The sequence below is a fragment of the Streptomyces sp. KL109B genome (assembly GCF_030766935.1).
Classification (GTDB): domain Bacteria; phylum Actinomycetota; class Actinomycetes; order Streptomycetales; family Streptomycetaceae; genus Streptomyces.
In genome coordinates, this window is record NZ_JASERL010000005.1 from 40,125 (window position 1) to 64,981 (window position 24,857).

Consider the following 24,857-nt stretch of genomic DNA (forward strand, 5'->3'; position numbering starts at 1 on the left):
TCACCCCGTTCTGCGGTCCAGGAGCAGTGCTTCGCAGGTCGGGTATACGGGCAGCAGGTCCGCGCATGTGGGGAACTCGGCGACCACGTCCGTCCAGCTCCTGCCGCCGCTGCCGTTGACGCCGGTCGTGATGGGCCGGTCGGCTTCGACGAGCGGGAGTTTCCAGGCCCGCCATTGGTCCTGTGCGAGCGCGCCGATGCGGGTTTCGTCGACGGCGCCGACGGCGACGTACATGTCGTCGACGCCCATGCCCGGCGCGGCTTGCCAGAGGAGCGTGGTCCCGGAGTCGAGAAGCAGGTGGAGGGCTCGCCGGTTCTCGTCGTTGACAGTCCAGATCGCGAGGTCGCCCTCTAGGCCCTGCCGCCTGCCGGACAGCGTGACCTTGTTCCGGCGGCCCTTGACGACGTAGCTGGTCTGCTCGATCGGCCGCGACCAGTCCGGGGCCTTCTCCACCATGACCATTGTGTTGCGTTGCGGGTTGCTGGGGTCCTTCAGCCAGGCGAAGTTCACGTCCGGCAGGTCGAGCGTCACGCTCGATGACAGTCTGCTCCCGGACGGCACCCCGGCCGGTGTCGCAAGCTCGATCTGGTAGCTGACCTCCGTGTTGAGCGGCGCCTCGTGGTCCTCGATGACCATCAGATCGGACTCGATCGTCTGCCCCACCAACAGCCCCAACGAGCCGCGCACCGGGACGTGGGAGCCGTCCGCCATCTGCCGGTACACCGAGATCAGATAGCCGGGCGTCAACTCCCGCAGCGTCAAAGCGATGTAGCCGGCTGCGTCGTGGGCCTGCACGGTGGTGAGCGGGAGTACGGGCCACAGCGACACCGCATCCACGTGCAGCACAGCATTCGTGGATGTCGCGGTGACTGTCACCTCGACGGCAGCCTGTGTCGCCGTCTGCGGCTGTGTGCCTTCCTTGAAGATGAGCCACCAGTCGGTGTTCGGCAGCGCGAACGCGCCCGTGGCCGTCACACCGAGATCATTATTCGCGGCGTCGTACCAGCGGATACGGAGCCCGACCGGGCCCCACGTACCGGCACCAACGTGCGCGCCGATCTGGGCGCGCCAGTTCTGGCCGCTGCCGCCCCCGGTGAGCGTGAAGCGGCCGGAACGGATGACGCTCGCTGTGGCGGTCGTCGACGTGATCGCGAGCGCGTAGGAGCCGTCCAGTCCCACGCCCCACGGCGTGGTGCGTGCGAGGGTGGCCACGCCAGACGTGGTCGCCCATCCGGCGATACCTTGCTCGAACGACGCGTCAGCGTAGGGGACCACCGTGCCCGCCGGGGACTGGATCGACGCGACGATGGCCACCGTCTCGACACGCAGCACCTGCCCGGCGCTGGCCCCGTCGAGGCCGACCGCGACGGACGCGGTGGCAGCGTTAGAAGGCGCGCTGCCAGAGGCGCGCTGCCGGTACAGGCCCGTGCCAGGCGCCGCCAGAACGCTCCGAGCCGCCTGGATCTGGTTGCCGTTGGAGTCGTAGAACCGCAGCTCGATCCACGCGGTTGAGCTGATGGTGGGTGGGCTGAGGTAGGCGTAGGCCATGTACTCGGTGCCGGGGGTGACCGACGGGCGGTCGACGGCGCCGATGGAGGCGTTGCCCGCCGAGGTGGCGGTCATCGCCAGGACATGCCCGCCCGCCAGGTAGTAGTCGGTGGACCAGCCGAACACCGGTACCTGGCGGCTGATGGTGGCGTTGACGAGTGGCGTCCACCCACTGGCGTTGATCTCACTGCTCTCGGTGCCGAAGCTGAACAGGTTACCCACGGTTCTGATCGGCAGGCCGAGGTAGATGGACTCCCAGAAATGAAATGCACCCGCGGCCTCGGTTGATGCGAGGACAACCTGTGCCGTCACCGCACCGGCAGGGGCCGCCCCGGCGACGCCGACCCGGTGCCAGCCCATGGCCGCCGACAGCGTGGTCACCGACCACGTGATGCTGATCTCCGAGCCGGTGGCGGTGAGCCAACGGATACCGATCCGCTCTGTCGACGTTCCCGACGAGTCCGCGAACACCTGATAGGTCGTGCCTGCGGTGACGGGGTAGGCGGTGACCGTTCGGGCCTGCGCCTCCCCCGCCGCCGTGGCGCGCACCGACAGGCAGCCGCCGCCGACTCGCCCGCCCGACCCCAGCGACAGGGTGCAGTTGAGCTTCGGTGCCCAGCCGCTGGTGTTGGGGTCGACCGTCTCCGTCGTCGACGAGAGGAAGTTCCCGGGGATCGCCACGAGTGCCTCCTCTCAGCCAGCACGGAGCACGGAGACGAGCTCGCCCTGCGCGGTGTGGACTTCGGCCCGTGCGATGTCGGTGATCTCGCGGTCGCCGACGAACACCTGGACGTGCAGGTCACCGAGGCCGCCCGACGACCGATCAGCCGTCATCGCGTTCCACTGGCCCGTGGTGAGTACGGGCTCGGGGCGGCCGGTACCGTTGTAGACGGTGGACAGGCCGGTCGGCAGGTAGCCGCCCTGGTCGTACCAGTGCGGTGACCTGCTCTGCCACTTCGCCCAGGCGCGGGCCGGGGACCCATAGTCGGGGCGGCCCTTGATGTAGCCGAGGCCCCACCGGATCTGCGTCGCCGCGTTCGTCCGCCAGTCGCGGCCAGCCGACGCCATCTTCGACGCCGGGAGCGCCTGCGGAATGCCGTAAGCCCCTGAGCTGGGGTTTCGTGCGTTCCAGCGCCAGCCCGATTCGTGCTGCCACAACGACTTCAGCGGCCCGAACTGGGAGGAGCCCCAGCCGTACCGGCCGAGGATGCTCTTCGCGTACCGCTGGGCGCTCCCGGCGGCTTGCACGTTGCCGCCGCCTCCGCCGCCTGACAGGTAGCGCATCGGGTCGACCGAACGCCCGTTGAGGCGCGCCTCCAGGTGGAGGTGCGGTCCGGTGACGTTGCCGGTCGCGCCGACCTTGCCGATCTGCTGGCCCTGGTTCACGCGGGCGTGAAGGCGGGTCAGGATGCGGGACATGTGGGCGTACAGGCTGGAGAGCCCGCCGCCATGCGAGATCAGGACGTGCTTGCCGTAGGGGCCGCCGGAGGCGACCTGCGACACCGTGCCGTCGGCTACCGCGCGGACTGCTGTCCCTACCGCGGCAGGGAAGTCGAGTCCGGTGTGGCGCCCGGAGGACCACATGGACCCGCGCTTCCCGAACGGGGTGCCATACGCGGCGTTGACCGGCTTCTGCCAGATACCGCCGCCCGCTCCGGATGCGCCCTTGGCGTCTGCCTGGTCGGCGTACCCGAAGATCGAGTTGACGATCTTCTCGGGAATCTTCTTGATCATGCGGCCGAAGGAGTTGTCCAAGCCGGGGATCTTGTCGAGCAGTGGATTGACGACCGACTTCACACCCGCCCGCGCGGAAGCGCCCAGGCTGTCCTTCAGCCACTTCGCCCCGGCCTTCACCTTGTCCCAGGCCGAACTGCCCCAGCCTGCGACCGTGTTGGCGGCCTTGCCGATCCAGCCGAAGATGCCGCCGTCCGCAAACCCAGGCAGGCCGAGCGCCTTCTGGACGCCGCTGACACCGCCGCCGCGGGCAGCGGCGTTCATCGAGTTGACGTAGCCGGGGCCGACCGCGCGCGTCCACTCCGGGCGCATGACGGCCTCACCGCCGGACAGCGCGGCGAGATGGACGTCCCGGCCTGGGGTGTACCCGGGCAGGACACCGCCCGTGTTCCAGCCGGAGATGTCCATCTTGCCGAGCTTCTTTGCCCCGAACGCCGTGGCGATCTTGTTCCAGACGGGGACGATGCCCTTGTTGTAGACGGTGTTGATGATGAAGCGCACGGGCTTCTTCGCGATGCCTTCGATCTTGGACCAGGCAGACTTGATGCCGTCTCGGGCCCGCTGGAAAGCGCCGACGACCTTGTCCTTCAAGGTGCCAGCCCATCCCGGGATCTTCTTCGTGAAGAAATCGCGGATCGGGTTGATCACACGCTCCTTCACAGCAGCCCAGACGACGGCCAGGCGGTCGCGCAGCGAGCGCCACCGAGCAACCACCTGGTCACGAACTCGGCTCGCATATCCGGGAATCGTCCGGGTGAAGAAATCCCGAATCGGGTTGATCACCCTGACGCGCACAGCACCCCAGATCACGGCGAGCCCGTCGCGCAGCGCCCGCCACCGTGACAGCACCTGATCACGGACGGCAGCGGCGTAGCCGGGGATTGTCTTCGTGAAGAAGCGGGCGATCGGCGAGATCACCGTCGCACGGATCGCCCGCCACGCGGCGAGCAGCCCCGCGCGCACCAGGTCCCAGTGCTTGATGATCCAGGCGACCGCGAAGCCGATCGGCCCGGTCAGGAAGCCGAGGATGTAGATCCAGTTCGACTTCACCCAGTTGATCACCGTTTGAAAGATCGCCGGGATCGTCACGGTGAAGAAATTCCTGAACGGCCCCGTGAACCAATTGACCACCGCGCCTGCGGACGCCTGGATGGCGTGCCACACCGCCTGCACGGCGGTGCGGAACCAGCCGAACCGGTTGTAGGCGTAGATCACCGCAGCGACCAGGACGCCGATCAGCATGGCGATCCTGACCAGCGGGTTCTGGGACATGACGAAGTTCAGGACACGTTGGACGATCGCCCAGGCGCGCATCGCCACGACGATCAGCCATATCCCCTGCACCATCCACGGCGCGTGCTGGGCGATGATGCCGATCGCCTGGGCGATTCCTCCCAGGAGTGCGAGCAGCGGCCCGGACAGCGGGGACAGCGCCTGGCCAACGTTCAGGAAGCCTCCGCCGATCTGCCTCAGCGCCTGCGCCAGCTTCGGCGCCATCTGCGAGCTGTACGCCAGAAACCGCTCGAATTCCGGGGAGCCCTTGAGGCCCTGCCCCCAGTTCGCGAACCGGGCGGTGATGCCCTGCATGCGCGCCGAGATCGAGTCCATATGCGGCAGGAAGGCGCCGATCACGCCAGCCATGCCCTTGAACACATTCCCGAACGCGACACCCAACCCGACGATCGCCGGACGCACCGAGCCCTGCAGATCCGTCTTGAACGACTGGAACCACGGCGCCTTCAGTCCCCGCGACATACGGTCCTGGAGGTTCGTGATGGCCGCCGCGGCTTCCTTCACGAACGGGGTGAGCGCGGGCAGAGCTCTCCTGATGCCGTCCAGGGCGCGCGTGAAGACGGGCATCACCTGCGGCTGCAGCGACCTGGACCATGCCGAGAACGCGGTCCGCAGACTCACGAACGCGTTGAACGTCTGCCGCGCCGCTGGCGTCAACTTGGCGAGTGCTGCCTGGTACTTGGCCTGCGCTGTCGCAGCCTGCGAGACGCCGGACGCGGACGACAGCGACGCCTGCTTGACCTGCCGCTGTGCAGAGGCCACCGCATCCGCAGCGTTCTGCTGCGCCACTGCCACGTTCGCCGTGGCCTCGCTCACCCGCTGCTGCGCCTGGGCGACCTGACGGGACGTCTCCACCTGCGTGCGGGCCGCCTCCGCCTGCGCGTCCTTGACCGCGCGCGCCTGAGCGGCGACGTTGCGCTGCGCCTGCGAGAGACGGTCTTGCGCGGACCGGACGGTGTCCGAGCCCTCGACGCCGGCCCGGTTCGCGGCGGCCGTCTCCTGCTTCAGCCGCCCCGTCTCGGTCCGCTGTTCCTTGAGCCGCTGTACCGCCTGGTCGTACTGGAGAAGTGCCTTCTGCTTGTCGAGCTCCGTCGACGTAGCCGACTTCAGGACGGCGTCGCGTTGGAGCGCCGCCTCCTTCAATGCGATCTCGGCGTCGCGTTCCGACAGCTTGGCGTCCGTGAGCCGGTTGTCCAGGTCGACGAGTTCTTCCGCCGCCTGCTTGCGCGCATCGCTGAGTTCTTCCTGAGCGCGCCGGGCATCGCGCTGAGCGTCCGCGAGGGACCGCTCAGCGTCCTGTACCGCACGCGCGGCCTGCTGGTTCCGCTGCGCGGCCTGCTCGACCGCATCCGCGGCAGCCCGCTTCGCCTGACGCACCTGCGCCTGAGCCTGCGCGATCTGCCGGGCACCGTTGCGTTCAGCCGTCGCCAGCGCCTGCTGCGCGCCCGCCATCTGAAGCGCCTTCTGTGCGGCCTGTGAAGCCGCAGCACCACCCGTGCTCGTCGACGCTGTCGCCGCATCCTGGGCAGCCTTCTGGGCCGTCAATGCGCCGCCGATATCCCTGAAGGCGGGCAGCGCGACCGCGGCGACCGACCCGATCCCCACGCCCGCCGCGACACCAGCAGACGCGATCGCACCCAGCCCAGCCGCCACCACCGGCAACGCCGGAATGATCGCCGGACCGAACGCGATCGCCGCCGTAACCAGCAACTGCATCGCCGACACAGCCGAATGCGTGTCCACGTCGATGTTCGCGGTACGCCCGTCGAGCGCGGACACCTCCGCCTGCAGCGCCAGCAGCCGCGCCGACGCCGCCCCCGCATCCACGCGGACCGCGATGTCGGCGTCCTGCGTCGACAGCCGGGCCAGGCGGGCCTGAATCTCCGTGATCCGGGCAAGCGCGTCGGTGGCGCTGATATCGATCCCGACACGGGCATCGCTCAGCCCGGCCAACCGCTCCCGCAGCCGCGCGATCTCCACCTGCGCAGGGCTTGTGTCGGCGCCGATGTTGATGTTCGGCAGCGACGCCTGAGCCTGCTGCACCGCAGCCCGCAGCTTCGTACCGAGCTGCCCGTCCGTCTCCAGGTGGATGCGCGCCGGGTCACGAGTGAGCTCGTCGACCTGCGCCTGCACCGCCTGCAACTGCGCGATCGCCGCAGCTGTGTCCGCCCTGACCGCGACGTTCGGGTGGGCGGCGCCGAGTCGGCGAAGCCGCTCCTCGATGTCCGCGGCCTGGGCACGCGCCTGCTCCGCGGAGATGTCGATGCCGATGGTCTTGTCGGCGAGCGACTCCATGCGGGCCCGCAGCCGCGCGAGCTCCGCGTCGACGCCCGTGTCGGAGAGCGACACGTTCAGCTTGGGCATCGACCAGAATGCTTCGGTCAGCTTCGCCCGCAGTGAGCGGGCGAACGCGCCACCCGTGTCCGCACCCTGACGGGTCGCCGCAGGCTTCGCCGCCTTGGCGCCATCATTGATGCCGTCACGGACCGCCGGACCGATGTGCGCGGCGAGACGCTGGCCGATGATCCGGCCCATCTCGTCGCCGACCTGCGTCGCTGGCGGGACAAGCGACGACTGCAGGCGACGCAGGATCCCCGACGCGTTGGGGACAACGTCGACCTCGACGGACCCGATGGAGATAGCGGGCACAGGGAGCCTCCTCCCTGCGCTACGCGGCGCCCCCGTTGATGAGCCGGAAGATGGTGTCCGCCTGCTCGTTGCTGATCTTCTGTTTTGGTTGTGCGGCGCGGATCCCGGGACGCGGCATCGGCTCAGGCGCCTTCGGCCGCTTCGACTTGCTGTCGGAGTTCGCGCAGATCAGCACGTGCTGAACGGTGCCGAGCCGGTCATAGACGCCCGCGATGAGCTGCTCCAGGTGCGACCAGCGTGCCCGCTCTGGCTGCCCCTTCTCCGCCTGCGCCGCATACTCCTCATCGGAGAGCGCGTTGCGCATCGCGGTCATCGTCCGCGACTCCGGCGGCAGGCCCTCAATGAGGACCCGCAACCTGCGCCACGACAACCTGCCGCGGTGCAGGTCGAGAATGTCAACCCGCGGCAGCAGGTCGTCCTCTAGCTCCTCCGCGTACCGTTCCCAGACCTGGAACGCCCAGAGGACTTTCCCAGGTCACCGCCAGACAGGCGGGCAGCGTCCTCGGTGAACTTGCCGAAGCCCTCGGTGTCCGGATCGAGATCGACGAACGTGTCGAAGTCGTCCTCGTGAAGCACCGACTTCATGAAGCCGTCGATGTCGCCGGTGTTGAGGCAGCGCAGCGCGGACGCACGCCACTTCCCCGCGGGCAGAGTACGGACATCCTTCGTGACACCGTCGTGGCCGGCGAGCGGCACCAAGACGTAGCCGTCTCCGGCTTCGGCTTCCTGCTCCTGGGCTCGAGCGGCGTCGAGTTGGGCCTTCGTTGCGGGCATGGCGCGGGACTCCTTCGTTCAGGGCGCGGGACAGGAAAGGAAAGGTGGGCGGGCCGGGCCCGCGCCGGCTGGCTATACCAGCCCGCCCACCAGCTCAGGAGCCCGAGTAGGCGGGCGTCGCCGGGATCTTGTCGACGTGGTAGACCGTGTTGCCTGCCTCGTCGGGGTAGGTGGTGATCGTCCACTCGTAGCCACTCATTTCGTCTTGCTTGAACGTGACGTCGGAGCGCTCGGAGATCTCGCCCTGCGGGACGTAGAACCCCTTGTACGAGTTGCCGTCGATGACGAGGAACCAGAACGCGCGGCGGTCCGGCACAGGGGACGCGGTCTCCGCGTACTTCGTGAGGCCCTCGCCGTCAGGCTCCAGATCCCCGGCCGTCAGCCGGTACTGCAGCGACTGCACGGCGACGCGAGAGGTCTCCCACACCGTCAGCCCGAACGTGCGCACGGACTTGGTGATCTGAGTGCGGAACGGGCTGGTGAGGCCCCACGGGGTGAACTCCTGCGAGTCCTCGTCGAAGCCGTAGGTCAGGCCGTCGTCCGAGATGGCGCCCAGCGGCTCCCACGGGGCAGGCGGCTGCGACAGCGGCGAATCCAGCGCCAGAGTGCCGACCGGCGCCACCCAGCACGCGCCATTCGCACCGACAACGGAAAGGTCCGCAGCGCGGGTGATGTTGACCATGAAAAGTCTCCAGACATGGAAGAGCCCGCGCACGGGCGGGAAACGGGTCCGGCGCGGGCCCAAAACCGGTCAGGAAACCGGGTGGAAGAAGAGTTCGTAGGTGGCGCCAACACGACGCAGGCCGGTGTTCTCGTAGGGCTGCACGGCGGGCAACGTCACCGCACCGATCCGCCCGAACACCGCCATCGAGGTTGTGGAGCCGCGGAGTTCGCCGGTCAGCCAGGCATGCACCTGGTTGGCGAGCGCGAACGCGTCCCCGCGGGTGGCGGCGTAGACGTTGATGTCGACGAGCGCGCGAGCGAGCCGCAGACCGTCATCCTCACCGCCCGGGATCTGCTCGACTTGGATCGTCGGCAGTTCGTCGAGGAGGTTGTTGTCGAGTTCATCGCGGACAACAGCGGACGGGAACCGGGGTGTTGCCGCGGCGATCAGCGCGGCCTCGATGTCGACGAGAACGGTCACTGGTTCCGCCCTCCGACCTGCGCGGCCCGCAGCAGCACGTGGTGGGCGGGCACTCGCTCGGTGCCGTATTCGACCCAGCGCGCGTAGTAAGAGTTGTTCCGCACGGTCGCCGTGGCGCGGTTCTTCCGAACACCGCCTCGCTTGCGCGACGACACCTTCCAGGACGCCTTGTAGCGGCCACCAGTCGGTCCCCGGTAGACCGGAGAGATGGCAACGGCCACCGACTTGATGACCTCGGCACGCCGCTCCATCTCCGCCTGCATGGACTCCATGCGGAGCATCTCGCCGACGCCTTTACGCTTCAGCTTCACTCGTGCTGCCATAGCCCCTCCACTAACTCGCGCATCTGGGGGCGGACATGGATGTCAAGGGCGTACAGGGAACAGTCGGCTTCGACGGGGAATGGATCACCATCACGAAGACGCCGTTCGGACAGAACCCGGCGCCGGTCCGGATCCGGGCAACGGACGTGACCGGCACCCGGTTCAAGAAGGCCACCAGGCTCATGCACGGCTACGTGCAGTTCCTGCTGCCCGGCGCCGTCGCGGCAGGCGAGAAGGGCGGCCTCATGCAGGGCGGCAGGCCCCCGTATGAGGACCCGCACTCCCTGTCGATCCCGCACAAGAGCAACGACCTCGCCGAAAAGCTCGTCGCCGCCGTCGAAGAGGCACGCGGCTAGCCAGTCACACGGTCTGCTGCGAACTGGACGACGCCACGGTTCCCGGTGAACGGAGAACGCCCCCAGTCGCCGGGCTCCCCCGTGATCTCACAGAGCACGCCGCGGATCCGGACCTGGTCGGTGGTTATCCAGTCGGTGCCGGTCGGGTCATAGACGGTCCAGCCGACGATGACCGTGTCCCGGGCCTGCTGCTGATCACCGCCAACCTGAGGCGACTCCTGCCGAGGCGTCACGACAACGCCCTGAACAGGCAACTCCAGCAGCGGACCGGGAATGGGCTGTCCCCTGCCGTCACGGCCAGGCGACGGCCCACGGCGAAGCCGCACCACCGTCTCCCCGAACGGGTAGGCGCCAGGAGCAGGCATCAGGGGTACCCCCAGCCCGGCTCGAACTCATCCGGGAAACCGTCCACGTCGATCGGCCACGTCGGCGACGGATCAGCGGTCGAAGGTGTCGGATCGACGGTGAACGCTCCACCTCGACCAGCGAGGCTCTTCAGTGCGGCCTTGTCGTTCTTCGTCAGGTACAGGCCGCCCGAACCGGTCGGTCTCTGTACCGACATCGGGCCGATCGTCTCGTAGGACACCTGCTGGGGGTTCACGTAGGCGCGGCCGGCCACTGACAGGACGACTGCCTCCGCGCCCTCCGGCAGCGGCTTCACCACGGTCTGGCACAAGCCGACAGCCGAGGTGATGAGCAGGTCGGCCCGGTCGCCGTCGATCTCGCCGAGCCCCAGATAGAGGCCGAGCTGCTCGGCGGTCGGAGGAACGAATGCCACGGCGCCTCCTAGCCCTTGAGACCCTCGATGGCGCTACACCAGGCAGCCAGGTCGGCGGCAGGGTCGAGCTCGGCACTGCGGGCCTTCGCGCGCTTCGATGCCAGCCGGTACTCGGCAGGCGCCAGCAGCTTCCGCAGGACCGCCTCGTAGCCGTCGACATCGTTGCGGTCGACGAACACGCCCGCCTCACCCAACGACTCGCACAGCCCAGGGGTGGGGTGCGCGACCACGGGGATACCGCTCGCAAGCGCCTCGACGCCGGCGCGCCCCCACGACTCGTAAGAGCTGGGCATGAGCAGCACCTTCGTGCGGGCGTACACCTTCTCCCGCATGTCGGCGCCGTCGACGTGCTTGACGACCTCGACGTTCGGCAGGTCCGGGAGGATCTGCTCGCCGTAAGCGCCGCGCACTGCCAGGAACTGCTGATCCGGCATGCGGCGGGCCAGCGCGTCGAGCACCTTCCCGCCCTTCTCCGGGTTGCAGTTGACGAGCGTGATGGCCTTGCCGGGCTTCGTCGCATACTCGTCGGCGAACACCGGAGGCCGCACGATCAGCGACGCTGCGGGACGGGTGGATTTCGGGAACTCGGCGAAGTGGACCTCCGCCTCGTTCTGCATCCACAGCGAGTTGTAGACCGCCAACGCGGTCCCACCCGACGCCATGTCACGGAACGTCGGCCCGTGCGTGTTGTGACACAACACGACCAGCGGCTTGCCGTACCCGCGAGCAAGCGAAGCAGTCGACGGCACCGTCTCCAGATGCGCCAGCAGCACACTCGCCCGCCGCACCGCCGACGGGAAGTCGAGCCGCGACTCCAAGGGAACAACCCTGATGCCGCGGTACTCGTACTCCTTGTGGGCCTGCCCGTAGCGGGACAGCCACACCGACACGTCGTGACCACGCTCCACCAACGGACGCAGCATCGACACGAGCATGTGCTCGGCACCCGCATTGTGCTGTGGCGGCATCGCATGAACCCGGGCCACGATCTGCAGCGGCTTGGCCGTCCCGCCCGGCGCGGAAGCCGGGACGGCCACCATCAGGACCCCGACGGTTCGCCGGTGAACTTCACGAACGCCTGGGCGTCACCCTGCACGTAGCCGTAGAACGCCTCGGCCAGGATCAGCACCAGGTTCTCCTGGAACGCCGAGTGGACGCCGCCGTCCTCGTCCACGTAGGTCGCCTCCTTGGAGATCCTCACGGTGACGTCCAATCCCACGCCAAACGCCGCCTGGGAAAAGTCACCGCCGATCGCGCGCAGCCCGGAGTCCACCGACGCCGACTGGCGACGCTGCTTGCCCGACACCGAACGGGAGTAGGCCAGCGGCTCACCGACCAGGGTGCCCGCCGCCGCCATGTTCGTGCCCGGCGTGACCGTGTCCACCAGGATCGGCCGCCCCGTCGTATCCGTGGCGAGGAGCAGCTTCGGCTTCAGCCGGTGGTCCGCGACCGTACCGGTGTAGTCCCAGTCCGCATCGATGACCTTCTCCATGCCGGTCACCAGGTCGGTCCAGATACCACCAGTGCCCTGCGTGGCCGTACCCAGCTCCACCGCATTGGTGGTCTCGGCCAGGTAGTCGTCGAACGGGCCGGCCGAGCCCTTCATCGTCTTGCCGTGGATCGCCGCGTGGTCGAAGGCCCTCGCGAACGCCGTCGGGAGATCCCGCTGCAGCTGCTCATACAGGCCACCAGCGTTGGTCATCGCGACCTCTTCGGCGACCGGGATGAGGACGGCGAGCTTCTTCGCCGTCATCTGCTTCACGCCGACGCTGGACGTCGACAGCGGCTTCTTCGCCGCCTGGCCGACCCAGTCGGCGGTCGGCACGTCCATCGGGATCGGCACCGACGTCGTCGCGTCGATCGCCAGCGGGGCGCGGCGCGCGAGTGCCATCACCGCGGACTGCTCGACCGACTTCTCGAAGATGGGCGCCGTGATCGTGCGGGGAAGCAGCGACGCATTGACGCTGGACAGGGTGATAGGGGCCGTAGCCGCCATGGGTTCCTACTTTCCGGGCAGCTACTGCTTGAGCTGCGCCTTCAGCCACCCGGCGAATTCATCTTCCGGGTTGGGGGCCTTGGTTCGGTTGGCGCCGGACGCCTGAGTGCGATCCGGTGCGGGACGCCGCGGGCCCTCCGGGGGCTGGACTCGCGCCCAGTGCGGCTTGCGCTCCAACAGCGCCTGAAGGTCCGCCTCAATGGCGGCCTCGTCGATGTCACCCGACTCGTCGATGTACGACTGGAGATCCAACTGGCCGACCGCGTCGCTCGAGTCGGCGAACGCCGCGCGCACGCCCTCCACCGGCGAGTTCGCCAGGGCCTGCACTCGCGCCTCGACGAGGCGGGTACGGGTCTTGGTGATCTGCTCGTTGGCGCGGGTGAGCTGGTCGTTGAGGCGCTCGGACTCCGACTTCTCGGCGTCCTTGATGCGCTGCAGCTCCTGAGCCTTCGGCTCCAGCTCCTTCAGACGCTGCCGGAGGTTCTTGGCCTCCTGGTTCGCCTTCCGGATCTTCGCCTCAGCCTGCTTCCGGTCGAACGGCTTCTCCTCGGCCTCGGACTCCGCCTCCTGGGCGCCATCCCTGGTCTCGGTGTCGTTCTCCTCGGGCACCGTCTCCTCGACGGTCTCCTCGGCGCCGGACTCCTGCTGCTCGCTGCTCTGCTCAGTCTCTTCAGACATGACGAATCGGCCCTCCAGGGGCTGTGGAAATGAGAAAGGCCGCCACCAGGGCGACCTTGTTGATCAGATAGATCCGGGGAGTGGGTTGGAGTCGTGCTCCGCCAGCGCGGCCCGGAAGCGTCGTAGCTGCCCGCCCGGATGGGGGGCCGCATACTCCTGATAGATCCGCGCCCATTCGGCGGCGTGCGGCGACAGCTCGAAGCGCTGCCCCCTGAAGACAGGGATTACGCCGCAGTGGCAGCCATCGTGGGCACGGAACTTGACGGTGTCCTGCTTGAACACGGACCCCCGCGACGCGATCAACTTGCAGAAGGCGCATGCACCCAGTGCCGCCGACCGCGCCCACGCGGTGGCCTGACTGTCCTGCCTGACCGCTTCCCGAACTGTGTCCCGTCCCGTGTCGGCAACCAGCTTCTGCGCGACCTGTTCAGCCTTCTTCGCAGCCTGCTCCAGCCGTGTGTCCAGCGGCTGCAGCTGCGCATCGGTCGCCTGCTCGGGCGGGCGGTCCCAGACGTCCTTCATGGCCCACCGCAGGCTCGACTCGGACTTCTCGGCAGGCGGTGGGTCCGCCACGGGAACGGTGAACGAGCCTGGCACGCCTGCCGCGGCGCGCTGCCCGTCGTAGAACTCAGCGCCGAGAGCGGCTGACGTCGTCGCGTACTGGTCGATCACCGCCTGCATGGCCGTGATCCAGTCCGGAATCGACTGGCGAAGCCGCGCCGGGATGATCAGGCGTCGCAGCCCGCGGACGTCCCGCACGAGAAGCCGGGTCAAGCCGAGCTGAGCCGCCCGATAGCGTTCCGCGTCCTGCCCACCGTCAGAGGCCGCCGTCGCCACCGGTCACCTCCCGGGCGTCCGGCAAGGCCGCCTCGGACTGACTGTTGAGAGCAGCCAGACGATCCATGAGCTGTCCGCCAGATGCCGCGGCACCGGAGCGCCGTCGGTCGGCAGTCACACGCTGCCGCTGGCCTTCGGTGAGTCCGGCCATCTCCAACGTGACGTCGGAGTCTGCGGGCAGGATGCCCGCCTGGACCAGCTTCACGGTGGCGTCCGCCTGCGCGGCGACAGTCGGTGTCGCAGGGTTGCGCCACACCGTCTCGATACGGCGGGACTTCTCCGGCGGCTCCCCGTCGCGGACCCACAGGGCGAGGCGCATCGCCTGCTGCCACGCCGCCCCGTACCTGCGGATGCGGCGCTCGGACCGCTTCACCAGCTTGGCTTCCGTGGACCGGATGGCGTCCGCGGAGGCGGGATTGTCGGTGGTGTAGCCGAGCATGTGCGGCGGCAGACCGAACTGGCTCGACATGATCCGCGCGTACAGGTCGATGATCCGGGTCATCGCTGTCGGGTCATGCGCCGCGAACTGCCCCACCGTCGGAACATTGCCGTCCTCGTCCCGCTCCAACGCGAGGACGCGGCCGATGTACGTCTCCCACGCGGACTTCGCCGTACCGTCCGCGTCCTGGAACGCCGACTCGGAGGCGCCGAGGATGTACCGCTGCGGAGCCCCGAAGAACTCGGCGGCGACTTCCATCCCCATGAGGCGCCGGCATGCAGCGTCCGTGATCGACATGACCTCGGGCGTGATCTCGGACTTCCCGATCCGGTCAGCGGTGCGCTGACGGTTCGCCATTCGCACCACCGGCACGATGCCGAGGTTGTGCATGTCCCGGTCGACGACCTCCCAGCCGCCAGACTCCGACGGCAGGCACATCACGGTCTGATCCGGCAGGTAGAGCACCAGCATGCGTTCGTCCGGACCGGACTCGACGAACGAGTCCGCCTGACACTCCCGGAGCGCCGCCGTGCCCATACGCAGCCGGGCGTCCCACATCAGCGTCATGTCGAGCGGCGACTCCACCGAGATCAGCGGCGGGCAGTCATCGCCGCAGTCCCCAGAGCCCACCGCCAGGTACTCGCGGCCGTACACCAGCGAGTCCAGGTGCGCGAGGCTCGACTCGTCGAACAGCTCGTTGGCGTCCGCGATCTCCCGCAGCTCCGACGAGTCCGACCCGTCAGCCCACCGGAACGCCTCCAAGTCGAGGCGCTCCTCCAGGCTTTCGACACCAACCCGCGGCCAGCCGATCACGGTGTGCAGGCCCTTGAGTTGGGGAGGGATCGAAATTCCCAGGTCGCGGACAAGCTGCTCGCCGTTGAAGTAGGCGTCCCGGAGCTGAAGCTCCCAGCGGTCCCGCAGCATGTCCGCGCGCAGCACGTTGATGAGCGCCAACTCGTCATCCGACAACGTCAGCAGCGGAAGATCCGGGATGGATACGGTCATCGCAGCACCACCACCCGTCCCGACTTGCCGGCCTTCTTCTTGCCGAGCCCCTTGGCCATGGCGTCCACACGGGCCTGCCAGGCAAGCACCGCTGCAATCGCTGCGTCGATCTTCTTCGGACTGTCGGGATGTTCCTTCATGATCTGGATGCCGCTTCGCGACTCCCGCCGGCGGGCGTTGAGGACGTGGCGCATCAGCACACTCGATCCGTCATGCGTGAGCTCGCCGTCGACAACGCTCGACCGGAACTTCTCCAGGGCGCGCACGATCTGGTGCGAGCGCCCACCGGTCATCCACCACTCGATGGGGTGCTGCGTCGACGCCTTCAGCTTCAGGCGCCGGCCGTGGTCCGCCTCCCACTTCGCTACATGCGATTCCCAGCGCGCCGGGTCCGCGTACATGCCGACGACCTTGTAGTCGCGAAACGTCTCCTCGACCGTCGCCAGCACCTCCACCGTGGGAACCTGCCAGTCCTGGCCGAATGGCCCGTCCGGCTGCTCCCAGCAGCCCAGCAGGAAGAGGTGTCCGTCCGAGACGCGGCAGCCCACCAGAGCGGTTGCGTCGGTGACGCCGCGGTTTCGGCGGCGGGATCCGTCGAAGCCGAGGACTATCTCCTCGCCTTGGCCGATGACCTTGTCCGCCGCGCTTACGCCAGCCCATTCCGGCTGTGAGATCCACGAGTCGGAGGCGTGCGTGATCTGGTTCAGGAAGTCTGCGCGCGCCGTCTGGGGGTCCGTGCTCGGGTCCCAGATCGTCGCAACGATGGTATCTAGGTCGACGTGTCCGCCATTGCGGTCCGCCGAGTCGCCGTAGGTGTAAGCGAGACCGGCCGTCAGAGACTGACGGTCCGTCATGTCCGTCTCAGCCGGAGCCTCGCGGTGGTCGTAGTACAGACCATCGTCGCGGGCCCGCCCCTCGCGGATCTTTCCCCAGAAGGCTGCGGACTCCTCGGCCACGCTGCCCTCGCCGGGGATGAAGGCGTTCGGTGACTCGATCGTCGTGCCGCCGACCTTCGCTGCGTTGATCCGCATCGTCTCCGCCAGCCGGTTCCCACGGTTGGACCGCACCCACTCCTCGGTCTGGTCTAGCACCGCGAACACCGGCTTGTTGCCCTTCACTGTGCGCGCCGATGAGGTGATCGGCTCGATGCGCCCGCGCGGCAAGTTCACGAACGTGTCCAGCGGCTCCAGCCCCGGATAGGCGTCGATTACCGGCCCTTGCAACATCTCCAGTAGCGGCGCCCAGGTGTTCTTCGTCTGCGTCTCCGACACCGCGGCTATCTGCACCAGCGGGGTCCGCACCTCCGACCACGGTTTCCCGACTGGCTGGCCTTTGGCGTCCCAGCCGTCCGGCACCACGGGGCCGAGTGCCTCCACGATCGCCAAAGCTGCGAGGAATGGAGACTTTCCTCAACCCCACCCTCTGGGACGAGAGATGACGCCACGGCGGTACTTGCGCTTGCCGGTTCGCGGATCGATCTCGTAGTAGCGGAGGACGAAGTCTTCTTGCTCCGGATACAGCAGGAACGGTTCATACTCGCCACGGTCGGGTGCTGCCAGGAACTCAGAGATCCAATCGATGACCTCGTAGCCCAAAGTCGGCACCGCTCCAGGTTCAGACGGCTTCCAGGGGATGGGAATCACCCCCTTTGACGCTTGGCTCTCCAGACGGACAGGAATGAAGCGGACTTCGACATGTTGCAAGGCATGCACGCAGGCATGAGATTTCCGATGGCGTGACGCCCACCCTTCGACAGGGGTATGACGTGATCCATGGTCAGTGGCGCGCGCTCGCCGCAGTAGGCGCAACGGTTTCTGTAGCGCACACAGAGGCGGCGCCACTCTTCGCCCGTTACGACGAAGACCCCGCTTCCCTCTTCCAAGCCTTTCGGCGATTCCGTGCGGCACGACCGACATGCGGATTCGCCTTGCTGTATGCGACGGCGTAAGCCCGTCGGCGATCCCTCTCAACCACGTATCGCGCCGCGTCGTCCCGATCGCGCCGCAACTCGGAGGCCCGTAGCTTGCACGCGCGCGAGCAGTAGATCGCGTTCGACCTCATGTTGACCAAGGGACGACTGCAGATCTTGCACGACGCAGCTGGCGCCCGTAGCTCGGTATGCCCGTTAGTGATCCATCTCCGGCACGCCTGAGAGCAGTACTTGACCCGCCCATGCTGATCCGTGAGGTCGTCCCCACAACCAGGACAGAGTCGCTCTGGACGCTTATAACGCTTCCGATTGGCTGCAGTCCACTTGCAGCGTGGCGTGCAGTACTTCGATGGTCTCCGGCCCTCAAAGGGGGCAGCGCAAATGACGCAGGTAAGCTGACTCACGTCAACCTCTCACCAGGTTGGCCACGACCCCGGGGTAGCTCCAACTACCGCCGGGGTTCTTGCAGTTGAGTCTATCCGCTCACCTCATCTGGGGGCGGCAGAGCGCGCAGTACGCCGCGCCGTTCCCGAGCCGTTCTGCCACCCTCCGGCCGCTTGCCGTCCGCCTCGTCTGCCTGGGCGAACTGCATGCGCAGACGGGCCCGGTCTTCCGGCGTCGCACCGAACTTGGCCACCCGAAGCCGGAGCTCCCCGGCGGCCGACATCTCCCCCGACCACAGCCGGGCGTGGACCACCGCGGTGTCCAAGAGGAAGTCCCAGTCCGTCGACGAGAAGTGCTCCGCCTGAGGCGACGCCTTCCACATCTCCCACCAGTCCAGGGTCCGCGCCGGCCACGCGTACTCGACGAGTTCGCCGTCCTTCAATACCGACAGTGTCGGCAGCTCAGGAGGCTCCGCGTGCTCGAAGCGAAGAACCGTCTGGTCGATGGGGTCCTTGTTTCCGCGCGCTCGCCGAGAGGGGTCCTTGGGCTGAGGTCCACGGCCAGCCACTAGCCTCACCCCCTCAATGATCGAAAGTCCCCAGACCCGTCCCCGGCCTTAGCGCGTATACGGCCCCGATCCCTGAAGATCGCGTTGGGGGATCCTGGCCCAGGTGATCACAGGGCTGAGCGATCAAGGTCGGCTCGATTTGGATCCAGGTCAACCAAGCCTGGATCGAGGCGCCTCGACGACGACCGATCTTGAGCCGTCTACGGTCTTGAACCTCTTTCGATCTTCATCAATTGATCTTCAATCTTTCGATCAAGAACAAATTGATCAACATAAATCGATCAAGCTCAACGATCGATGCTCACAGACACGATGACCATGAGCACGACCGCATCACCCTGCCTGCCACGCCGGCCGACCACTCCCCCATGCCGGTGCCCCTCGAGTGGTGGGTGGGTGGTGGCCTGTGCCCTGCTCGGCATTACCCTCATGCCTCGCCTGACCGTCAGCTTTGGCGTTGCTCCCTGCCGTCGAGGGAGTGGTGTACCAGCAGCCATCCCATCGACCCATCCTCCTGTGGAGCCGGCCTGACCTCGGGTCCGCACACGCAGTCCGGCTCGGCCGTGCCGGTGTCGTGCCCGACCTGGTCGCACAGTGGCGTGACGTGAAGCGTGTCGGTCACCGCTTGCGCCTTCCGGGATTGAGTCGACTGCCTGTCGCGACACCTGTGTTCCGGATGTGCATGAGCTGGCAGTAACCCTTGGCTCGCGCTCCGAGGTACTTGGACAGCTGCCTGTTACAGCGGGTCCAGTCTCCCGGTGTCCCCCAGCGGATCTTGGCTGCGCCGGGCCCGCTGCTCCAGTACCGGCGGAGCGTCTCGGCGTTGCCGCGGTTGCGCCGGCTGCCGCGTCCCTTGCTTGCCACGGTGCTCACTCCTTTTGCGGCGCGGGCTCCAGGAGTTCGGGGTCTTCTTCAGGGTCTACCCGGATGACCGCATGGATCTTTTCGCGTGGTGCTGCAAAGCAGGTCCCGGTGTTGTCGAAGAGGGTGACCCAGTGCGGGTCGAACTGGACGGTGAGCGCGTCGTCTTCGATGAGGGTGTCGTCGCCGCGGCGTTCGGCGTGGACGATCAGGTAGGCGGGCATCAGCTCGGTGCCGTCTGCTGCGCCTGGGTGATCGTGTCGTGCACGGCCGCGACGGTCCGTTCCAGGGAGGCCTCGTTGAGCTGAGGCTTGAGCTCGATGGTGACGGATCCAATGACGGGGTTGGTCTCGTCGATGTCTGCCTGGACGGTGGGTTCGCCGTCGTTCTCGTGGATGGCGCGGGCTGCGTCTCGGACGATGTCTTCGACGAGGGCGCTGTCGAGTCCGGCGTCCGTGAGTTCGTCGGCGTAGGCGGAGAGTCGTTGTGCGGTGGTCAGGTCTGCCATGGCGCGGGCCTTTCAGCGGAGTCCTGGGTGGGGTTCTTGCGGGCGTTGCCGTCCGGGCCTGGGGTTGGCGCGCTGTGCTTCGTTGCCCTCGCGGCTGGACTTCTGGTCATGGCAGGGCCCACAGACACCTTGGAGATCCGCGTCTCCGTTGAGGTCGGCCTTGGGCACTATGTGATCGCAGAAGCGGCTGGGCCGTACTCCGCAGAGGACGCACGTCTTGTCGCGTTCCAGGATCCGCGCCCGTATCTTCGGCCAGCCAGATGGCAGCCGCTGCTTACGCCCGGAGTTCTGCCAGCCGCCGCTCATGGCGTCGGGAGTCCGTCGGTGTCGTTGCGATACTTGGCGAGCGCTTCGTGGACGCCGTCTTCGCCGCTGTCGCTGGAGTCCCACCACTCGACGGCCTTCCACACGTCGGTGAGGCGCGCCACGCGGGCGGTGGCCCTGACTTCCCATTGCCGGAGCAGGAGGAGGAGTTCTTCGGTCTCGCGTGCGGCGTCTTGGGCGTAGCCGAGGCCGGCGAGCCGGGAGGCCATGTCTTCGAGGTCGTGGCGCTGGGAGCGAAGGTCTTCAAGGTCTTGCACGTAGCAGAGGTAGTTGAAGGAGCCGCCGCTCATCGTCTACTCCCCTGCCTTCGCGGTGATCTTTCGGAAGAGGTCTTCCTGGATGGGCGTCGTGTCACTGTCGCCCTGGTCGTGGCTGTCGGTGCTCGGCAGGGTGAGGTCGTTGGCGGGGATGTCGATGGTGCGATCGGAGCAGAGGACTCCGCGCGCTCCGATCTTCTGCGCGAAGTCGTCCCAGTACGCATTGATCGCCGCACGTTCTTCCATCGTGTCGACGGTCCAGTCGTCGATGACGAGGATGAACGGGGTTTCGGTCTGGTCTCCGTTGTGGACCATGGGGAGTTCGAGGATCTGCAGGCGTGCCATCAGCCGTTCACCGCCTCGTTGTCCTGGCGGACGATGCTGCGGACGTTGGCGCGGGGGACTATGGCGATGTGGGCCGCCACTTTTGAGTGGGCGAGGACGTAGTCCTGGGCTTCGGTGTCGTACTCGACGCCGTCGGCTTCGACGGTCTCTGTGTCGCCGCTCAGGTAGTTGATCGTGTAGGTGGCCATGGGCGCGGGCTCCTGGTGGTCAGATGGTGGGGCAGTCTTCGTCGCCGAGTTCGATGTGCCGTCCGCGCCGGGTGCAGCGCGGGCAGATGCCGATGCTGCGTCCGGAGCCGGGCCCGTACTCGGGGTCGGGGATTCTGCCGCCGCTTTGGTGTCCGCCGTAGGGGCGCGAGCAGAGAACGCAGGGCAGCCAGAAGAAGCCGTTGGTTCGCGCGTACCTCTCGTGGATGCGCGTCCAAGCCTGCGGCAGGAGTCGCACCCATGCTTCTCGATGCTTCGGCGCACAGCATGCGAGGGGCGGTCGAATGCCGAGGCTCCGGTACCAGAGGCGTTCGATCCACGACGGTGGCCTCATGGTGAGCGTGACCTGATAGCGGGCCATGGGCGCGGGCCTTCCGTGGGGTCAGTGTTCGTGGATGCGGCGGAGCACGATGCCCGGCCAGGTCTGAAGTTGGTAGTCGCTGCCGCTGCAGTCCTTGATCAGGCAGATCGGTAGGGCGATACCCGAGCTGCGCTGCGACTTCGGCTCCTGTCCGATGCCGAGTTCGCGTTCGAGCCGGTCGATAAGCGCGTAGTCTGGCTTCACGTCCGGCTCCACCACCAGCATCCGAGCGTCGAGCCCTTGAAGCTGTCGACGTTGCCGCCGAGTCCGGCCATGACGGCGTCCATGTCGTCGGCATCCCACTGGTGGACGTGCGCCTCGTGCGGGTTGCCGTCGACCTCACCCTGTACGGACTCGACGATCGGCACGGAGACGAGGATGTTCCACGCCCCGGCGGCGACCGCACGCTGGAGCAGGGCCACGGCTTCGTCGCGTTCGACGTGCTCCAGAACGTCGCCGAAGATCACGAGGTCGCGGTAGAAGAGGTGCTCTTCGCTCTCGCGCGCGTCTTCGACGTGGATCTCGTCGTACATCTTCCGCGTCTTCGTGGACTTCAGCTTGTACTTGGCCACGAAGGGCTTGTGCACTTCGATGCCGGTCCACCACACGCCTTCGTGGACGGGCCGGAAGAGGCGCGCGTAGGTGCCTTCACCGGGTCCGATGTCGGTGACGGTGTCGGGGAGGTGGCGCTTGAACCGTTCGAGGGACCAGTCCTTGCCCTCGACGTCGGAAGTGGGCATGACGGGTCTCCTTACGCGGGCTGGACGATCATCCAGGCGACGACGGATGTGTCGCTGCCGCTGGAACTGGTGATCGTGAATGAGGTTCCGGCGGTGCGGGCGGAGACGCGCAGCCATCCGGGAGTGCCACCGGGTGTCTGACAGGTGAGGAAGATCCGTGAACCGGCGGTGACGGCGGTGGTGTTCACGACGCGCGTTCCGGCGGCGAGCGTGGCCACGCCCAGACGGGCGTTGGCGCCTTCGGCGATGTTGATGCCGGAACCGGGTGCCAGCAGGGAGAGGTTGCCGCTGGAGATGAGGTGTCCGGCCGCCTCGATGCTGCTGGCGCCGTAGAGGTAGCCGGGCAGGTTGAGCTGGCCGGCGCCTTGGTCAATCTGGGTGACGGTGCCTTGCAGCACGTTGGGGGTGACGTGGGCATGCGAGATCAGTGTGGCGGACACGTCGGGGTCGACGCGCACGAACGCAGCAGGGGTACCGCTCGTGGATTGTTCGACACAGCCGTGGATGAGGTGGGCGTTGCCAGTGCCGGCGAGCCAGATGCCGGTGGTGGCGTTGTTGGAGACGGAGCAGCCGGAGAGGGTGATCCCTTCCGACGACACGATTTTGAAGGGGGTGCCGTCCTGCCCGTTCTTCGCGACGGTGGCTTCGGCGCCGCAGCCGGTGAGGGTGACGGCGCTGCAGGTCGTCAGCAGGTAGCCAAGCCCGTTGCTGTCGGCGGCGCACCCGGAGAGGGCGGAGTAGAACAGGCGGGGCAGGTTGTAGCCGATCTGCCCGTTGTTGTTGGCGTAGCAGCCGGTGAATGTGCAGGATGTCGACGATCCGGTGGAGTGGATGTTGAAGCCGTGCCGTTTGTTGCTGACCGCGATGACGCCCGTGAATGTCGACACGATGGGGGTGTCGATGTCGATGCCGTCCAGGCCGAATGTGGCTACGGTCACGTTGTCGAGCCGCACGTAGGGGACGGCGTCGCCTGCGGCCAGGGCGAGTTTCAGGCCGGTTCCGGTGCCGGTGCCGGGCCCGGACAGGGTGAGGTCCGACAGGGTGAAACGGATGCGGTCGGTGCCGGTGATGCCGTTCGCGGTGGTGCTGGACTGGGCGAGGACGGTCACGGCTGCTCCGGCGCCCCGGATTTGCACGTTGTCTGCGGCGGCGGCGAGGGAGGCGGTGAGCCGGTAGGTGCCTGCCGGGATGTAGACGACGCTGCCGGTGGTGGCTGCGGTGGTGATGGCGGCTTGGATGGCGGCGGTGTCGTCGGTGGTGCCGTTGCCTCGCGCGTTGTAGGGGCCCCGCCGGACGTTGATCCAGTCGGTGACGCCGGTGGTGACGAGGCTGTCGGCGTATGCCCGGTCTCCGTGCGGGTCGGTGGCGTCTGTGTGGTCCAGGAGCGCCGCAGAGGAGTATGCGCGGTCTCCGTGCGGGTCGGCGGCGGTGCTGTGGGCAGCTATTTTGGCTGTCGCGTCCGCGGCGGCTGTGTCGGTGGCTGCTGTCACGGCGGCGGTCTGGGCGGCTGCTGCCGCACCTGCCGGGTCGGCGCCTACGTCTTCGGCGTCGAGGGTGACGCCGCCTGTGCGCCCGTTGACGGAGGAGACGAGCCCGGCGGTGACATCGATGACGCGGGCCTGCTGCCCGCCGTTGACGTTGATCTGGTCGGGCCCGGTTTCGCCGGTGACGACGAGTTTCACCGTGTCACTTCCAAACTGATCATTGCTTTGCCCTGCAGGAGCCGGACGACCGTGGACCCGAGGACTACTTCGAGGTCCCAGCGTCCGTCGCGGGTGAGGGTCTGGGTGACCGATGCGGGGATGGCGAGACGGATCGTCGCCCCGTCGACCGTGAGGAACGGCGTGAGGTCGAGGATCAGCTCGCCGCTCGCGTAGGCGGAGGTGCGGATCTGGGCGCGCGCCGACCAGCCCGCCCACGTGAAATCAGGGTCGTTGGCGACGGTGAACCGCTGCAAGAAGCTCGCGCCTTGCTCGATGTACAGGTCCCAGTCCCCCGCGGCCATATCTGCCACCTCCGGGATCTGACTGCTTGCCGCGACGACAGTGGCGTCGGTATGGGCGCTTCCACTTCCCGCACCGTGAAAGATCGGAATGCCGGTGGCGGTGGCGCCGGATTGCGCTGCGCCCGTGGCGGTACCGAGTGCGGTGAGTGCGCCGGTGGCGGTGGCATTGCTTTGGGCGCTGCCGCTGGCGCTACCGGTGAAGACGGCAGCATCGGAGAGTGTGTTGAAGCTGTCGTACTCGGCGAAATCGGCTGTCCCGGCGTCGCGGTGCGCGGACAGGTCGAGGGCGCACTGGTCGGTGGAAGCGGTGACCCAGGCGGGGGTGGCGAGCGTCCTGCGGTTCGTCCAGGTGGTGCCGTCCGGGGACGTGTCCCAGGAGACGGTGCCCGCCGCCTCACTCAGCCGCAGGAACCGGTGGTCGGTTGCCGAATAGGTGACGGCCACGGCGTCAGGGTCGGTGTATCCCGTGTCGCTCTTGAACAGGAGTTGCCCCGACACAGTGTTGATGGCGAACCCGATCCGACACCCGTACAGAGGTCCGCCGGTCTCCTCGATGCCGGGCGCGTTCACGAACACGGACGCGTAGGCCTCGGTGGCGCCTGCCGCCGCGGGCAGGGTGACGATGGCGACGTAGAAGCCACCGTCGGTCAGTGTCCACGAGTTGGCGGTCTGGTAGCCGGCGTATGCGGTGGTGCAGGGGACGCGTGCCCTACCGCCGGTTTCGGTGACGCCGCCGTAGGCGTTGCCCCAGTCCGGGCCTATGCCACCGTCGTTGAAGGTGTCGATGAGGGTAGACAGGTTCGGCATGGTGCCT

The 24,857-nt window shown here is 67.5% G+C and carries 27 protein-coding genes; 1 reads left to right on the forward strand and 26 read right to left on the reverse strand.

Going from position 1 to position 24,857, the window contains the following annotated elements:
* From RBJ65_RS18070 to RBJ65_RS18100, 7 genes are all read right to left on the reverse strand, one after another.
* Complete coding sequence (locus tag RBJ65_RS18070) at positions 1-2,229, reverse strand: hypothetical protein (RefSeq protein ID WP_306317200.1); 2,229 nt, start codon at positions 2,227-2,229, stop codon at positions 1-3.
* 12 nt (positions 2,230-2,241) lie between these two features.
* Complete coding sequence (locus tag RBJ65_RS18075; RefSeq protein ID WP_306317201.1) at positions 2,242-7,224, reverse strand: peptidoglycan DD-metalloendopeptidase family protein; 4,983 nt, start codon at positions 7,222-7,224, stop codon at positions 2,242-2,244.
* 19 nt (positions 7,225-7,243) lie between these two features.
* A complete protein-coding gene (locus RBJ65_RS18080) occupies positions 7,244-7,537 on the reverse strand; it encodes a hypothetical protein (protein WP_306332154.1) in 294 nt (97 codons plus the stop codon).
* A 107-nt stretch (positions 7,538-7,644) separates the two neighbouring features.
* Positions 7,645-7,998: a hypothetical protein gene (locus RBJ65_RS18085; RefSeq protein ID WP_306317203.1), complete on the reverse strand. Its 354-nt coding sequence runs from the start codon at positions 7,996-7,998 to the stop codon at positions 7,645-7,647.
* Positions 7,999-8,092: 94 nt separating this feature from the next.
* Complete coding sequence (locus RBJ65_RS18090) at positions 8,093-8,680, reverse strand: phage tail protein (protein WP_306317204.1); 588 nt, start codon at positions 8,678-8,680, stop codon at positions 8,093-8,095.
* Positions 8,681-8,749: 69 nt separating this feature from the next.
* A complete protein-coding gene (locus tag RBJ65_RS18095; RefSeq protein WP_306317205.1) occupies positions 8,750-9,142 on the reverse strand; it encodes a hypothetical protein in 393 nt (130 codons plus the stop codon).
* Positions 9,139-9,465, reverse strand: a complete 327-nt coding sequence (locus RBJ65_RS18100) for an HK97 gp10 family phage protein (RefSeq protein ID WP_306317206.1) — start codon at positions 9,463-9,465, stop codon at positions 9,139-9,141. Before RBJ65_RS18100 ends, RBJ65_RS18095 begins: the two co-directional genes overlap by 4 nt.
* 35 nt (positions 9,466-9,500) lie before the next feature.
* Here RBJ65_RS18100 and RBJ65_RS18105 point away from each other — a divergent pair, with 35 nt between their 5' ends.
* On the forward strand, positions 9,501-9,821 hold the full coding sequence (locus RBJ65_RS18105; protein ID WP_306317207.1) for a DUF4429 domain-containing protein: 321 nt from the start codon (positions 9,501-9,503) through the stop codon (positions 9,819-9,821).
* A 364-nt stretch (positions 9,822-10,185) separates the two neighbouring features.
* On the opposite strand, the gene RBJ65_RS18110 is transcribed toward RBJ65_RS18105, so the two are convergent.
* The 19 genes from RBJ65_RS18110 to RBJ65_RS18200 form a co-directional block, all read right to left on the reverse strand.
* Positions 10,186-10,599: a hypothetical protein gene (locus RBJ65_RS18110; RefSeq protein ID WP_306317208.1), complete on the reverse strand. Its 414-nt coding sequence runs from the start codon at positions 10,597-10,599 to the stop codon at positions 10,186-10,188.
* A gap of 8 nt (positions 10,600-10,607) precedes the next feature.
* On the reverse strand, positions 10,608-11,639 hold the full coding sequence (locus tag RBJ65_RS18115; protein ID WP_306317209.1) for a glycosyltransferase family 4 protein: 1,032 nt from the start codon (positions 11,637-11,639) through the stop codon (positions 10,608-10,610).
* The gene (locus tag RBJ65_RS18120) at positions 11,639-12,595 is read right to left on the reverse strand and encodes a phage major capsid protein (RefSeq protein ID WP_306317210.1); all 957 of its coding nucleotides are present in this window, start codon (positions 12,593-12,595) and stop codon (positions 11,639-11,641) included. The genes RBJ65_RS18115 and RBJ65_RS18120 overlap by 1 nt, the downstream gene beginning before the upstream one ends.
* Before the next feature lie 21 nt (positions 12,596-12,616).
* Positions 12,617-13,273 (reverse strand): hypothetical protein, encoded by a 657-nt coding sequence (locus RBJ65_RS18125; protein WP_306317211.1) that lies wholly within the window; start codon positions 13,271-13,273, stop codon positions 12,617-12,619.
* A 63-nt stretch (positions 13,274-13,336) separates the two neighbouring features.
* The gene (locus tag RBJ65_RS18130; protein WP_306317212.1) at positions 13,337-14,110 is read right to left on the reverse strand and encodes a hypothetical protein; all 774 of its coding nucleotides are present in this window, start codon (positions 14,108-14,110) and stop codon (positions 13,337-13,339) included.
* Positions 14,091-15,554, reverse strand: coding sequence for a phage portal protein (locus tag RBJ65_RS18135; protein WP_306317213.1), 1,464 nt, complete (start codon positions 15,552-15,554; stop codon positions 14,091-14,093). The genes RBJ65_RS18130 and RBJ65_RS18135 overlap by 20 nt, the downstream gene beginning before the upstream one ends.
* Complete coding sequence (locus RBJ65_RS18140) at positions 15,551-16,939, reverse strand: terminase (RefSeq protein ID WP_306317214.1); 1,389 nt, start codon at positions 16,937-16,939, stop codon at positions 15,551-15,553. Before RBJ65_RS18140 ends, RBJ65_RS18135 begins: the two co-directional genes overlap by 4 nt.
* A gap of 24 nt (positions 16,940-16,963) precedes the next feature.
* On the reverse strand, positions 16,964-17,158 hold the full coding sequence (locus RBJ65_RS18145; RefSeq protein WP_306317215.1) for a hypothetical protein: 195 nt from the start codon (positions 17,156-17,158) through the stop codon (positions 16,964-16,966).
* 35 nt (positions 17,159-17,193) lie between these two features.
* Positions 17,194-17,328, reverse strand: a complete 135-nt coding sequence (locus RBJ65_RS18150; RefSeq protein ID WP_306317623.1) for an HNH endonuclease — start codon at positions 17,326-17,328, stop codon at positions 17,194-17,196.
* Between the two features lie 631 nt (positions 17,329-17,959).
* Positions 17,960-18,310: a hypothetical protein gene (locus tag RBJ65_RS18155; RefSeq protein WP_306317216.1), complete on the reverse strand. Its 351-nt coding sequence runs from the start codon at positions 18,308-18,310 to the stop codon at positions 17,960-17,962.
* A 995-nt stretch (positions 18,311-19,305) separates the two neighbouring features.
* A complete protein-coding gene (locus tag RBJ65_RS18160) occupies positions 19,306-19,521 on the reverse strand; it encodes a hypothetical protein (RefSeq protein WP_306317217.1) in 216 nt (71 codons plus the stop codon).
* Positions 19,521-19,805: a hypothetical protein gene (locus tag RBJ65_RS18165; protein ID WP_306317218.1), complete on the reverse strand. Its 285-nt coding sequence runs from the start codon at positions 19,803-19,805 to the stop codon at positions 19,521-19,523. Before RBJ65_RS18165 ends, RBJ65_RS18160 begins: the two co-directional genes overlap by 1 nt.
* Positions 19,806-20,107: 302 nt before the next feature.
* Entirely contained in the window at positions 20,108-20,419 is a 312-nt protein-coding gene (locus tag RBJ65_RS18170) for a hypothetical protein (protein WP_306317219.1), read from the reverse strand.
* Between the two features lie 3 nt (positions 20,420-20,422).
* Entirely contained in the window at positions 20,423-20,731 is a 309-nt protein-coding gene (locus RBJ65_RS18175) for a hypothetical protein (RefSeq protein WP_306317220.1), read from the reverse strand.
* On the reverse strand, positions 20,731-20,919 hold the full coding sequence (locus tag RBJ65_RS18180; protein ID WP_306317221.1) for a hypothetical protein: 189 nt from the start codon (positions 20,917-20,919) through the stop codon (positions 20,731-20,733). The genes RBJ65_RS18175 and RBJ65_RS18180 overlap by 1 nt, the downstream gene beginning before the upstream one ends.
* A gap of 400 nt (positions 20,920-21,319) precedes the next feature.
* On the reverse strand, positions 21,320-21,502 hold the full coding sequence (locus tag RBJ65_RS18185; RefSeq protein ID WP_306317222.1) for a hypothetical protein: 183 nt from the start codon (positions 21,500-21,502) through the stop codon (positions 21,320-21,322).
* Positions 21,499-22,038, reverse strand: coding sequence for a class I SAM-dependent methyltransferase (locus tag RBJ65_RS18190; protein WP_306317223.1), 540 nt, complete (start codon positions 22,036-22,038; stop codon positions 21,499-21,501). Before RBJ65_RS18190 ends, RBJ65_RS18185 begins: the two co-directional genes overlap by 4 nt.
* Before the next feature lie 11 nt (positions 22,039-22,049).
* Complete coding sequence (locus RBJ65_RS18195; RefSeq protein ID WP_306317224.1) at positions 22,050-23,720, reverse strand: right-handed parallel beta-helix repeat-containing protein; 1,671 nt, start codon at positions 23,718-23,720, stop codon at positions 22,050-22,052.
* Positions 23,717-24,850, reverse strand: a complete 1,134-nt coding sequence (locus RBJ65_RS18200) for a hypothetical protein (protein ID WP_306317225.1) — start codon at positions 24,848-24,850, stop codon at positions 23,717-23,719. Before RBJ65_RS18200 ends, RBJ65_RS18195 begins: the two co-directional genes overlap by 4 nt.
* Positions 24,851-24,857 lie beyond the last annotated feature (7 nt).